The following is a 12,141-nucleotide window of genomic DNA, read 5'->3' on the forward strand; positions in this document are numbered from 1 at the left end:
ACGATTCGAAACGTTAACCCGCACCCGCATCGACGGGAATGCAGCGATGTGGGGTACTGGTCACTGGACAGGCAGGCCGCCTGCCACAGATATCAGGGTTAATCTGGACTTAATGCATGTCGCCCAAGAGTGGTCGCCCAAGAGAGGAAACCGGTTTTGGGACAACGGCATGCACCAAACAATAGAGTTGATGCGGTTCGTGGCCCGGTGAAGCACGTTTAGAAAAACGAGCGTATCCGATTTGACTGGTCCGACAGCTTACGCGGCCCCGATGTCCGGCCGCTAGGAGAAGATAAAAACTATGGCGACTAAGGAAAAGGAAGAGGTCGAGACCGAACGCGAAGGCGCCACCGATGGCCCTCTGCTCGACCTTTCCGATGATGCTGTCAAGAAGATGATCAAGGCCGCCAAGAAGCGCGGCTATGTCACCATGGACGAGCTGAATTCGGTGCTGCCTTCCGAGGAAGTGACCTCCGAGCAGATCGAGGACACGATGGCGATGCTGTCCGACATGGGCATCAACGTCGTCGAGGATGACGAGCAGGGCGAAGAAGCCGAGGCCGGCGATACCGCGGCCGATGCCGAGGAAGACGCCAACGAGCTGGCCGAGCAGACCGGCACGGCGGTCGCCGCCACCACGACCAAGAAAGAGCCGACCGACCGCACCGACGATCCGGTGCGCATGTACCTGCGCGAGATGGGCTCGGTCGAGCTTCTGTCGCGCGAAGGCGAAATCGCCATCGCAAAGCGCATCGAGGCCGGCCGCGAGACGATGATCGCCGGCCTGTGCGAAAGCCCGCTGACCTTCCAGGCCATCATCATCTGGCGTGACGAGCTCAACGAATCCAAGATCCTGCTGCGCGAGATCATCGACCTGGAAGCCACCTATGCTGGGCCCGAAGCCAAGCAGGCGCCGGTGGTCGAACGCATCGAGGAGGCCCCCAAGGCCGAGGAAAAGCCGCGCCGCGGCCGCGACGAGGAAGAAGACATCACCAATGTCGGCGCCGATACGCGCGGCCTGACGGATGACGACGAGGAAGACGAGGACGAGGCGAGCCTGTCGCTGGCGGCGATGGAAGCCGAATTGCGCCCGCAGGTGATGGAGACGCTCGACGTCATCGCCGACACCTACAAGAAGCTGCGCAAGCTGCAGGACCAGCAGGTCGAGAACCGTCTGGCCGCGGCCGGCACGCTATCGCCCAGCCAGGACCGCCGGCTGAAGGAGCTGAAGGACCAGCTGATCAAGGCGGTGAAGTCGCTGTCGCTCAACACCGCGCGCATCGAGGCGCTGGTCGAGCAGCTCTACGACATCAACAAGCGGCTGGTGCAGAACGAAGGCAAGCTTTTGCGGCTCGCCGAAAGCTACGGCGTGCGGCGCGAGGAGTTCCTGAAGGAATATCAGGGGTCCGAGCTCGACCCGAACTGGACGCGCGCGATCGGCAATCTGACCTCGCGCGGCTGGAAGGAATTCACCAAGAACGAGAAGGATGCGATCAAGGAGCTGCGCGCCGAGATCCAGCATCTGGCCACCGAAACGGCGATCTCGATCCTGGAATTCCGCAAGATCGTCAACCAGGTGCAGAAGGGTGAGCGCGAGGCCGCGATCGCCAAGAAGGAAATGGTCGAGGCCAATCTGCGTCTCGTCATCTCCATCGCCAAGAAATACACCAATCGCGGCCTGCAGTTCCTCGACCTTATCCAGGAAGGCAATATCGGCCTGATGAAGGCGGTCGACAAATTCGAATACCGCCGCGGTTACAAGTTCTCGACCTACGCGACATGGTGGATCCGGCAGGCGATCACCCGTTCGATCGCCGACCAGGCGCGCACCATCCGCATCCCGGTGCACATGATCGAGACGATCAACAAGATCGTGCGCACCTCGCGCCAGATGCTGCACGAGATCGGCCGCGAGCCGACGCCGGAGGAACTGGCCGAAAAGCTCGCCATGCCGCTCGAAAAAGTGCGCAAGGTGCTGAAGATCGCCAAGGAGCCGATCTCGCTCGAAACGCCGGTCGGTGACGAGGAGGATTCGCATCTGGGCGATTTCATCGAGGACAAGATGGCGATCCTGCCGATCGACGCGGCGATCCAGGCCAACCTGCGCGAGACCACCACGCGGGTGCTCGCCTCGCTGACGCCGCGCGAGGAGCGTGTGCTCAGAATGCGCTTCGGCATCGGCATGAACACCGACCATACGCTGGAAGAAGTCGGCCAGCAGTTCTCGGTGACCCGCGAGCGTATCCGCCAGATCGAAGCCAAGGCACTGCGCAAGCTCAAGCATCCGAGCCGGTCGCGCAAGCTGCGCAGCTTCCTCGACAGCTGAGCTGGGAGTCGGGATTTATCTCCGCGAAGAATTGAGGGCGCCGACTGGCGCCCTTTTTCGTTTCAGGCGGTTGCGCATGAAGCCCTCCGGCGGTGGATCGGTCTCGGATGTCAGCCTGGGATTTCCGCCATGGCCGTGAAGGAGATTGCCGTGATCGGGCGGGTTTTTGAACCGGCTTTCCGTGGTCGCCGCCGACTGTCGCCTCAAGCCTGCAAATGATGGCAAGAATAGGTGCTTGCGGGACGTTCGTTGCGGGAGGATAATTTCGCGTCGGATGCATTTTCTGGGCGACAACCCGGATGCCCGCCCCGGCGAAGCCGCCGTGCTCCGTGGCCCCGGAGGGAGGTGTGCCATGACGACCTACATCATGCTGATGACCTGGACCGAGCAGGGCGCGAAAAACGTTCGCGACTCGCCCAAGCGGCTCGACGCGGCCAGGAAGCAGCTTGGCGAGATGGGCGGATCGTTCAAATCGTTCTACCTGACCATGGGCGAATACGACATGGTGGCGGTGGTCGAAGCGCCCGACGATGCGGTGCTGGCGCGTTTCGCGCTGATGTTGGCGGCGAGCGGCAACATCCGGACGCGAACGCTGAAGGCCTTCCCTGAATTCGCTTATCGCGAGATCATCACTTCGCTTGGATGAAGCGACCGGCAGGGTTTCCGGAAGTCGACAACCGGGTGCCGGCTTGACGGCGCTTTGCCGCAGGACGGGACGCCTCGCCGTGATAGAATGCGGCGAGGGAGATCGCGATGAGCAATTCTTCGATGTTGGCCATCGGCCTTGCCGCGTTGTCCTTGATGCCGATCCATGCCAGCGCCGCCGCGCAAAAACCGGTCGGCATGGCCAATCCAGCATCCGTCCATTGCGGGGAGGTTGGCGGGCGCCTGACAATCAGGAAGGACAAGGCCGGCAACGAATATGGATTCTGCCGCTTGCCCAACGGGCGCCTGTGCGAGGAGTGGGCGCTGTTTCGCGACGACAAATGCGTCGGGCCGAAGGCGGCCATGCGCGGCAAATGACCATGATAGAACCACACCCTTGCTGACCGTCTGGTACAACACGCGCTGCCCGGTCTGCGATGCGGGCATCGTCAGGCAGAAGCGCCGGCTGATCGAAGCGGTCAAGGCCGGCCGGATCGAATTTCGCGACATCAACCTGGAACCGGCGGCGCTCACCGGATTTGGGGCCTCGCTGGAGGACATCCGCCGCCGGCTGCACGCCACCGACGCGGATGGCCGCTTGCTGGTCGGCGCCGATGTGGCGATTGCCGTGTGGCAGGTGACGCCGGGCGAGGGCTGGCTGGCGGGCCTATTCGGCAACCGGTTGACCTTGCCGCTGACGCGGTTTGCCTACGATCGCTTCGCCGACCTGCTCTATGCCTGGAACCGGCGTAACGGCCGCTGGTAGCGGATTTCCCGTCGCCGCCCGGAACGCCGCAGCCCTGACCCGAAGAGATTGGGCTGGCGGCGCATTTAGATACATCGTAAGATATATCTTGACTCCGCAAGGGCGCGAGCCTAATTGAGATATATCGTAAGATAGAACTCAAGGAGCAATCAATGCACAAAGACAATCATTTCGGGCGCGGTCATTTCGGCGAACGCATGTTCATGCACATGGCCGGCAAATTTGGTGGCAGAGGGGGCGGCGGCTTTGGCCCGTTCGGCCATGGCGGTCGCGGTGGTGGGCGCGGTGGCCCGGGCGACATGTTCCGCGCCGGGCGCATGCTGGCCGACGGCGACCTCAAGCTGATCACACTGTCGCTGCTGGCCGAGGCGCCGCGCCACGGCTACGACATCATCAAGGCGCTGGAAGAGCGCACCAGCGGCATCTACAGCCCGAGCCCGGGCGTGGTCTATCCGACCCTGACCTTCCTGGAAGAGGCCGGCTATGCCGTCTCGTCGAGCGAAGGCAACAAGAAGGTGTTTTCCATCACCGAGGCCGGGCAGGCGCATCTTGCCGACAACCGCGAGATGATCGACGGCGTGCTCGACCATCTCGAGCGCTTCGGCCGCAAGATGGCCAAGGCGCGCGACTGGTTCGGCTGGAACGACGATGGCGAGGATCGGCGCGGTGGCCGCGGCGGGCGTGGTGAGCGCTCGGAAACGCGTGACGAATTCCGCGCCATCCGCCACCGGCTGCGGGCGGCGCTCGGCGACATCGTCGATGCCCCGGCTGAAAAGCAGGCTGAGGCGATCGCCATTCTCGAAGCCGCCGCGGAAGCGCTGGAGGCGCTGTCGCACAAGTGACGTAATCGGGCGGCATCGGGCGCCGACTGGGCGAGGATTGGGTTCCTCGCCCCCGCAAAGCGGGGGAGAGGTGACTCGGCGAAGCCGAGACGGAGAGGGGGAGTGGCTCGACCTCAAATGAATTCTGAGGAAACTCGCCCACGCCGCAGCCCCCTCTCCGACCGCTTCGCGGCCATCTCTCCCCCATTACCTGGGGGCGAGGAAACCAAGTTCTGCAAAGTCTCAAAAAAGCCCGGGTGACCGGGCTTCTTTCGTCAGATGTGCCGGCATCATTCCTTGCTGACATATTCGCTGATCAGCTTTTCGTTGCGCGCCTTCTCGATCTTGGCGGTCATCTCGGCCGACAGGCGTTCGTCGGTGCGGTACTTGACCAGGTTCACCAGGCTGCCGGTGAGCAGCAGGATGCCCATGGCCCAGTAGCCCTTGGTCGCCAGGTCGACCGGCGCCAGCCAGAGCGACAGGCCGAGCATGAAATAGGCGGCACCGACCGAAGCGGTGTTGAACATGATGTAGGTCTGATTGGCGTTCATTGGTGTTCTCCATTGGTTGGTGACGTCGATGGAACAAGGTCTGGAAGGCTGTTTTTCAGTTGATGGTCTTCAGGCGCTCGAGCACGTCCTTGGCGCGCACCTTCACCGCCGGGCCGTGGCCGGCATCGGCAAGGCGGTCGCGGATCGCTTCGTGACGCAGCTCGCCGTCGATCTCGTCGAGGATGCCGGCCTCCTCGAACGGATGGCTGCCGGCCTTGATGCGGGCCAGAAGCTCCTCGGCGTCGTTGAGGCTCGCCGACTGACCGATCGACCTGACGAGGCGCGACTGCGCCTTGCGCTCGGCATCGATGGCCCGGGCCGAGATCATGCCCTGGTTGAGGTCGATGATGCGGCGATGCGCCCGCTCCACCGAAACGCGCATCCGCAACGTCTTTTCGCCAAGGCTCTGCACGGTGGCGCGGCGGACATCGCGTTCATTCTCCAGCTCGGCGACGGCCGCGGCACCGCTTTCGGCCAGCCCGTTGTTGCCGGCGGCGAGCGCGCTGATCGTGCGTGTTTCGAGATCGGCGTGGCGGCGGTCGAGCTGGCCGAGACTGGCCTGTTCGGCACGCTGGCGCACGATCAGCGTGGCCAGTGTCTGCTTGGCGGCGGCAAGTCCCGCCTCGGCGTCGCGGATGCGCTGCGCCAGAAGGTCGATGGCGAAGCGATCCTTGAGGCCGTCCTCCGCCCGTGCGCTGGCGCCGTCGAGCAATGTCCTGATCAGGCTAAGCATGGTTCTTCTCCCTTCGAAGCGTTGCGTGAACATCGTTCACGAAACCAACATAACAGCAAATGAACATTGTTCAAGATGCTTTTGAACGCTGTTCACAAAATCCCGAATATGGTAAACGGAGGGAAGGTCTGGTTCGAAACAACATGCTGCTTCCGCAGGACACTCACAAGGACTGAAATGGCACTGGACAAGGAAGAGACGGGCGAGCGGGTGCTGGCCATTGCCGAGGCGCTGCTCAACGAAGGCGGCATGGACAATCTGAAGGCGAGGACCGTGGCCGAGCAGGCGGGCATCTCGGTCGGCTCGGTCTACAATCTGTTTTCCGATCTCGAGGGGGTGCACCGTGCCGTCAACATGCGGCTGCTCGACCGACTGGGCGCCGCGGGGTCGGCGGCGATGGCCGATCTCGGCAAGCGAGGCATCACCGATGTGCGGCAACGCCTGCTGGCGCTGGCCGGCGCCTATGTGCGCTTTGTCGAGGCGCATCCTGGCAGTTGGCCGGCACTGCTCGCCTTCAATAGGCGTCGCCCGACGATGACCGAGCCGGATGCCTATGAAGCGCGGCTCGACCAGCTGTTCGAGATCATCGCCGGCGTGCTCGCCGGCGGCGACTTCGACCTCGACGACGATACGCGCCGCATTGCCGCGCGCACACTATGGTCAAGCGTGCATGGCATCGTCACCAGCGGCTATGCGGCGAGATCCGTGCGCGGGCAGGCCGACGAGATCGACAGGCAGATCGAGCTTCTGGTCTCCGTCTTCATCAGGGGGCTGGAACGCGGCGGCACATTCGCGCATGCTGGGACAACAGCGTCGTGAATCGCGAACAAGCCGCGGTTTGCAGGACGAACAAGGAGATTTGATCGATGTCTTTTCTGAAACGTCTTTTCGGCGGCGGGGGCGAGGCGACCGAGCCCACGAGTGCGGCACCGGCCAAGCAGGTCGAGCACAAGGGTTTCCTGATCAGCGCCACGCCCTACAAGGCCGATGGCCAGTACCAGACCTGCGGCGTCGTCTCCAAGGAGGTTGACGGCGTGGTCAAAGAACACAAGTTCATCCGCGCCGACCGCTTTGCCGGGCTCGACGACGCCGTCGACATCTCGATCAAGAAGGGCATCCAACTGGTCGATGAACAGGGCGAGCGGATTTTCGGATAGGGTGCAGACCGCGGCGTTGCCGTCGGGCCAATCAGGACGGACCTACCAAAATCTAGGCGCTGTGCACTGATGGTTCCATCGGGGTCGGCGGAGCCGCGAATCTGTGCTAAGCCGCCGCCAAACAAACCAGAGGACGACACCCGTGAGCGAACTGACCGTGGCCGAGGCGACCGAAAATATCTATGCCTCGCTGCGGGCGGACAATGCCGAAATCGACGCGCATATCGCGACGCTCAAGGCAGCGCTGACACGAGAGGGGATAAAAGAGGCGGTGTTCGATCCGACCAAGTTGGCGCAAAGCAACCGATCGGGCCGCAAGCTGATGCAAGCTTATTTCAGGCAGCGCGGCGTGAGCGTGAGGTTTTCGGAGTAGCCGAACCGCGGGCGGGGCGATCGCCACGGACGATGAGGCCGATGAACGGCCAGTGGCAGTTCGCGTTCGCGTGAGCGTCGAACATCATCACGCCCAGCCAAAACACACACCGGCCGAGGTCTCATCCCGGCCGGTGCGCAATCCAGACGGTTGCTATCCGCGCTTTTCGATGACCGCGTAGAGCACGTTGCGGTTCTCGCCGAAGAAGACCCGCGCCTCGACCGTGTTGCGATCGACGCTCGCGTTGACGACGTTCCACATGTCGACCTCGGAGCGCAGCAGCAGCACCCAGTCCATGAACATTTCCCGGTACCCGGCATCGGGGTTGCCTTCCGCGTAGTTGGCGAACAGGAACGTTCCGTTCGGCTTCAACATCTGAAGGCAGGTCTTGGTGAGTTTCACGGCGACGTTGTGCTGGAGGTAGTCGTAAAGGCCGGAGGCGTAGATGAAGTCGAACTTGCCCATCTTGTGGCCCCTGGTGAGCACGGTCCGCACCGAGCCGTCGACGGCTTCGATCGCGGTGCCCTGGAAGTCGCGCGCGATCAACCCGACGCTCTGAGGATCCTGATCGAGCGCAACCCAGCGCTTGAGGCGGCCCTCGGCCAGGGCGACGGAGCGATTGGCTTCACGCAAATGACCGGCCGCGATTGCCAGGACCTCGGTCTGCGGTCCGCTCTTGGCTGCAATCTCGTCGACATAGCGGGTCAAGAGATCGCGCCGTTCCCGTGCCGCGACGCATGACGGCACGTCCTGGGTATGGGTGTATAGCGCCTTGCCGATCTCCGAGGCGTTGGCCACGCTCTCGGCCACGTGCGGATCACAATAGATGTAGTCGAGCAACTGCGCGTCGCCGGCATAGCCCCTGGGCTTGTTGAAGGACCACCGCGTCAGCGGGTCCTCGAGAAAATATTCCAGGATCGGATGGTTCTGCGCCACCGGTATCAAGGCTTGCCAGACGTCGGGATGGAGCCTGGAACGCATCGCTTCGAGAAGCGACATCAGACGGCGAATGATCTCGGCAGGATTTTTTCCCTGTTCGATCTGCTGATGCGCCGTGTGGAGAACGAGCGCCAGCTCGACGCGAGCGGTTTCGGACGCTTCGCCATGCTGCTCGGGCCTTCCGCGGCGCAGGCTCCCGGCGATCATTTCGGCAGTAATCAGGCTTTTGCCGTCAAACACAGTTTGCACACCAAGACTCCATAGTTAACAGTCAGTTAACTTATTACGTAGAATGCTTGGTTTGCCAATGTCGGCTCGCGGGCATTTTATGGTTATGATTAATTTCCCGCTAACCATCTTGGGTCGTTGGGTGCCGTCCAAGTCGAATTCCGGGTTTGAGTTAACCGAAACTTGTGCTGCACGATTGCATGATTTTGTGCATCGCAATCGCTGTCGCGTCCTAAGGAGCCGGCCCGCGTGGGGGCAGAAACGAGAAGAGAGGCCGGAACGCTTGACCCCCCTTCCCTGGGGGGGATCGCGAGCGAACGCGTGTCGCCTGGACTGGCCGACATAGCGCATGCGGAGCCGTTCGAACCGCGCTACGAACTGGGCCCCTACGAACTCCGAACCCTCTACCGCACCGAAGCCCAGGCGAAGCGAAGAAAGGAAGCCAGACCAGGGCTTTGGATCGCTGTTGCCATCTACGTCCTGTTCTCCCTAACGGATCTGCTGCTGATCCCGGATGTGGCTGCCCGTACGATCGCGGCGCGCTTCGCGGTTGGCTTGACCGCGCTTCTGATCCTGGAAGGACAGCTTCGCCGGCGAGCCGCGACGGGATGGCTTGACGTGACTTGCGCCGCGGCCATCATCTTTGGTTATGTTGGCTGGTTATGCCCGGCAGTCATGAGCGCAGACAAGGAGAGCGTCTCTTACTATATGGTCTTCGGCACCATATTCATGATGAGCGCCAATCTATTTTTTACATTCAGGTTCAAGATCTCCATCATAACCTCCACTATAATTTTGTGTATATTGTACGTCGTAAATTATTACATGCCCTCTACACCTGTGTACAAAATGGTATTTGCGACTTTCTACATATCGTGTTTCGCATTCACGTCATATGTGAACTGGAAACTGAATGAGGAGCGCTACAACGTCTTCCTGAACGCGTTGGAAGCCAGAATTCAGCACAAGGAAGCCACCGAACGCGGCAAGGCCCTGCTGAGACTGTCGCGGACCGATCCGCTTACAGGTCTGGAGAACCGGCGGGCGATCGACGAGAAGCTGCGCGACTACTGGAACGACTGGCAAAAGCTTGGCACCGGTTTTGTGGCGATCCTGATCGATGTGGACTTCTTCAAGAAATTCAATGACTGCTATGGCCATCAGGAGGGGGACCGCTGCCTGATCCAAGTCGCCAACGCCCTCAGCGACATGATCAAGCACTATAATGGTTCGATCGGCCGCTATGGCGGCGAAGAATTCATCGTGCTTGCCCGCATGGAGAAGAAAGACCAGGTCGCGGATCTTGCGGAAGCCATCTGCCGCACGGTGGAGAACCTGGCGATTGCCCACGAGCTGCGGCGAGACGGCATCTCGATCGTGACGGCGAGCGTTGGCGCCGCCTTCACCAGGAAGCAGACTGGCGCCAAGCTGGAGAAGATCATCCACGAGGCCGATCGCGCGCTCTATCTGGCAAAGGCCGGCGGTCGAAATTGTGCCCGGCTGTTCGATCCAACGGACCCCCAGAGCAGCGACGAGAGCGAGAACCTTGCGGCCTTGCTGAAGATCGCGATCGGGCAGGATCTCGTTTCACTCGTCTATCAACCGATCAAGGACGTCGCCTCAGGCCGGGTTGAAGCCGTGGAGGCGCTGATGCGCCTCAAGATGCTCGACGGCACATTGGTTCCGCCGAGCCTGTTCATTCCCGTCGCGGAACGGACCGGGTCGATCCTGGAACTCGGACGCTGGGCCATAAGGACGGTATGCGCCGAACTCCTGGCGGACGATCACGTCCGTCTCGTCAGTGTCAACGTCTCTCCGATCCAGCTCAAGACACCTGGCTTCGCCGCGTCCGTCGCGACCATTCTGGGCGAGACCGGCGTGACCGGCAACAGGCTGGCCTTCGAAATCACCGAAGGGCTGGAGATGGAGATGCACTCGGATATCCTCCGCTGCATCAGCGACCTGAAGCTGCTGGGGATCAAGATCTGGCTCGATGACTTCGGTACCGGCTTCGCTGGCCTTTCGTGGCTTCGCCTGATCGATTTCGACACTGTGAAGATCGACCGCTCGTTCCTTCACGACTGCGCCACGCCGAACGGCAAGGCGATGCTGCAGGACATTATTGCCCTGGTGCGAAATCGCGGCCACAAGATCCTGGTCGAGGGCGTGGAAACCGAAGAGCAGATGGCCCTCATGCGTGAGTTCGGCATCGACAAGGTCCAGGGCTTCCATGTCGGCCGCCCCGTCCCCGCCGCAAACGTCCAGGCAAACCGGGCCGTCCAAAGACGGCCATTCACGGTCCTCAAGTCGGCATAACAATGCCATAGACCCTTGGCGAAGACTGGCTTCGCCAAGCGCCCCGCAACGGTTCCTGTCCGCCCTTCTATGCTGTCCGGAGCTGTCTTTGCGGCAGCGGCGGGAAGGCGATCGCTATGCCCGCGGCACCGAGGCCGATAAGGGCCGAGCCGATGAACAGCCAGTGGTAGTTGGCATAGGCGTCGAACACCATGCCGCCGGCGAGCGGTCCCAGCGCCATGCCGAGGCTGGACAGCATGGTAGCGGCGCCGAACACGGTGCCGAGGATGCGCTGGCCGAAATATTCGCGCGCCAGCACGGCGTAGAGCGGCATGACCCCGCCATAAGTGGCGCCGAAGATGACCGCCAGCATATAGAACTGGTCGAGCTGGCTGATCGAGAGATAGGCGGCAATGACGATCGCCTGGATCACGAGGCCCGCGATCAACACCGGCTTGACGCCGAGCCTGTCGGCCAGCACGCCGTAGAGAAGCCGGCCGCCAAGCCCCGCGAGGCCCTCGACGCTGTAGATCGAGACCGCCGCCATCGGAGCGACGCCGCACAGCATGGCATAGCTCACCATGTGGAAGATCGGGCCGGAGTGCGCGGCACAGCAAGCGAAGAAGGTCAGCCCCAGCACGATGAATTGCGGTGAGCGCAGCGCCTGGCCGACCGTCAGGCCGGCGCCTTCGGCAACCGGCGTGGGGCCGGCGGCGGCCGGGGCGGGTTTTGGCGGCTGGCGCACCAAAAGCACCGCCGGCAACAGCAGCACCCAGGCCATGATGCCGATGTCGAACATGGCGGTGCGCCATTCATAGGCCGAGATGAGCCAGCGGGCGAAGGGCGAGATCGTCATCGGTGCGACACCCATGCCGGCCGAGACCAGCGAAACCGCAAGGCCGCGATTGGTCTCGAACCAGCCTGTGGTCAGCGCGATCATCGGCGCGAAGAAGGCGCTCGCCGCGAGACCGACGAGCACGCCATAGGTGATCTGAAAGGCCAGCAGGGAGCCGGCGCGGCTGGCCAGCACCAGCGCCAGTCCGAGCAGCACCGCACCGATCGCCACCACGAGACGGGCGCCGAAGCGGTCCGACATGGCGCCCCAGGCGAAGCCACCAAGGCCCATGACCAGGAAGTTGAGCGTCATGGCGCTCGAAATGCCGGCGCGCGACCAACCGGTGTCGATCGCCATCGGCTCGAGGAAGATCGCCAGCGAAAACATCGTGCCGATGGCGACACAGGACATCAGCGCGCCAGCCGCGACGATGACCCAACGATAGGAAAGGCTCATGTTTCTTCTCCCAGCC

The 12,141-nt window shown here is 62.3% G+C and carries 13 protein-coding genes; 9 read left to right on the forward strand and 4 right to left on the reverse strand.

The genetic code is table 11. From position 1 onward, the window contains the following. Window positions 1-301 precede the first annotated feature (301 nt). From rpoD to MESOP_RS12225, 5 genes are all read left to right on the forward strand, one after another. On the forward strand, window positions 302-2,326 hold the full coding sequence (gene rpoD, locus MESOP_RS12205) for an RNA polymerase sigma factor RpoD (protein WP_013893641.1): 2,025 nt from the start codon (window positions 302-304) through the stop codon (window positions 2,324-2,326). 352 nt (window positions 2,327-2,678) lie between these two features. Beyond that, window positions 2,679-2,972 (forward strand): GYD domain-containing protein, encoded by a 294-nt coding sequence (locus MESOP_RS12210; protein WP_013893642.1) that lies wholly within the window; start codon window positions 2,679-2,681, stop codon window positions 2,970-2,972. Between the two features lie 107 nt (window positions 2,973-3,079). After that, window positions 3,080-3,349 carry a putative hemolysin gene (locus tag MESOP_RS12215; protein ID WP_013893643.1) on the forward strand — a complete coding sequence of 90 codons (270 nt, stop codon included), beginning with the start codon at window positions 3,080-3,082 and terminating at the stop codon, window positions 3,347-3,349. A gap of 19 nt (window positions 3,350-3,368) precedes the next feature. Next, the gene (locus MESOP_RS12220) at window positions 3,369-3,737 is read left to right on the forward strand and encodes a thiol-disulfide oxidoreductase DCC family protein (protein ID WP_013893644.1); all 369 of its coding nucleotides are present in this window, start codon (window positions 3,369-3,371) and stop codon (window positions 3,735-3,737) included. 152 nt (window positions 3,738-3,889) lie between these two features. Further along, entirely contained in the window at window positions 3,890-4,579 is a 690-nt protein-coding gene (locus MESOP_RS12225) for a PadR family transcriptional regulator (RefSeq protein ID WP_013893645.1), read from the forward strand. Window positions 4,580-4,848: 269 nt separating this feature from the next. On the opposite strand, the gene MESOP_RS12230 is transcribed toward MESOP_RS12225, so the two are convergent. Further along, the gene (locus MESOP_RS12230; RefSeq protein ID WP_013893646.1) at window positions 4,849-5,109 is read right to left on the reverse strand and encodes a YiaA/YiaB family inner membrane protein; all 261 of its coding nucleotides are present in this window, start codon (window positions 5,107-5,109) and stop codon (window positions 4,849-4,851) included. 55 nt (window positions 5,110-5,164) lie between these two features. Continuing rightward, complete coding sequence (locus MESOP_RS12235; protein ID WP_013893647.1) at window positions 5,165-5,842, reverse strand: PspA/IM30 family protein; 678 nt, start codon at window positions 5,840-5,842, stop codon at window positions 5,165-5,167. Between the two features lie 177 nt (window positions 5,843-6,019). Between MESOP_RS12235 and MESOP_RS12240 the strand changes: the two genes are divergently transcribed. From MESOP_RS12240 to MESOP_RS12250, 3 genes are all read left to right on the forward strand, one after another. Then, window positions 6,020-6,661: a TetR/AcrR family transcriptional regulator gene (locus tag MESOP_RS12240; protein ID WP_013893648.1), complete on the forward strand. Its 642-nt coding sequence runs from the start codon at window positions 6,020-6,022 to the stop codon at window positions 6,659-6,661. 47 nt (window positions 6,662-6,708) lie between these two features. After that, complete coding sequence (locus tag MESOP_RS12245; protein ID WP_013893649.1) at window positions 6,709-6,999, forward strand: HlyU family transcriptional regulator; 291 nt, start codon at window positions 6,709-6,711, stop codon at window positions 6,997-6,999. 142 nt (window positions 7,000-7,141) lie between these two features. Further along, a complete protein-coding gene (locus MESOP_RS12250; RefSeq protein ID WP_013893650.1) occupies window positions 7,142-7,372 on the forward strand; it encodes a hypothetical protein in 231 nt (76 codons plus the stop codon). A gap of 153 nt (window positions 7,373-7,525) precedes the next feature. Here MESOP_RS12250 and MESOP_RS12255 read toward each other — a convergent pair whose 3' ends face one another. Next, window positions 7,526-8,560, reverse strand: a complete 1,035-nt coding sequence (locus tag MESOP_RS12255; RefSeq protein WP_013893651.1) for a class I SAM-dependent methyltransferase — start codon at window positions 8,558-8,560, stop codon at window positions 7,526-7,528. Between the two features lie 228 nt (window positions 8,561-8,788). On the opposite strand from MESOP_RS12255, the gene MESOP_RS12260 reads away from it, so the two are divergent. Beyond that, entirely contained in the window at window positions 8,789-10,855 is a 2,067-nt protein-coding gene (locus tag MESOP_RS12260; RefSeq protein WP_013893652.1) for a putative bifunctional diguanylate cyclase/phosphodiesterase, read from the forward strand. Window positions 10,856-10,922: 67 nt separating this feature from the next. Here the strand turns inward: MESOP_RS12260 and MESOP_RS12265 are convergent, their stop codons facing one another. Then, a complete protein-coding gene (locus tag MESOP_RS12265; protein WP_013893653.1) occupies window positions 10,923-12,125 on the reverse strand; it encodes an MFS transporter in 1,203 nt (400 codons plus the stop codon). Between the last annotated feature and the right edge of the window lie 16 nt (window positions 12,126-12,141).

Origin of the sequence: Mesorhizobium opportunistum WSM2075 (assembly GCF_000176035.2) — a bacterium.
GTDB classification, from domain to species: Bacteria; Pseudomonadota; Alphaproteobacteria; order Rhizobiales; family Rhizobiaceae; genus Mesorhizobium; species Mesorhizobium opportunistum.

Bases quoted from the DNA above. Each gene is read 5' to 3' on its own strand.
- MESOP_RS12230 (WP_013893646.1), bottom strand. From the start codon at position 5,109: ATGAACGCCAATCAGACCTACATCATGTTCAACACCGCTTCGGTCGGT.
- MESOP_RS12215 (WP_013893643.1), top strand. From the start codon at position 3,080: ATGAGCAATTCTTCGATGTTGGCCATCGGCCTTGCCGCGTTGTCCTTG.
- MESOP_RS12240 (WP_013893648.1), top strand. From the start codon at position 6,020: ATGGCACTGGACAAGGAAGAGACGGGCGAGCGGGTGCTGGCCATTGCC.
- MESOP_RS12245 (WP_013893649.1), top strand. From the start codon at position 6,709: ATGTCTTTTCTGAAACGTCTTTTCGGCGGCGGGGGCGAGGCGACCGAG.
- MESOP_RS12210 (WP_013893642.1), top strand. From the start codon at position 2,679: ATGACGACCTACATCATGCTGATGACCTGGACCGAGCAGGGCGCGAAA.
- MESOP_RS12225 (WP_013893645.1), top strand. From the start codon at position 3,890: ATGCACAAAGACAATCATTTCGGGCGCGGTCATTTCGGCGAACGCATG.
- rpoD (WP_013893641.1), top strand. From the start codon at position 302: ATGGCGACTAAGGAAAAGGAAGAGGTCGAGACCGAACGCGAAGGCGCC.
- MESOP_RS12235 (WP_013893647.1), bottom strand. From the start codon at position 5,842: ATGCTTAGCCTGATCAGGACATTGCTCGACGGCGCCAGCGCACGGGCG.
- MESOP_RS12265 (WP_013893653.1), bottom strand. From the start codon at position 12,125: ATGAGCCTTTCCTATCGTTGGGTCATCGTCGCGGCTGGCGCGCTGATG.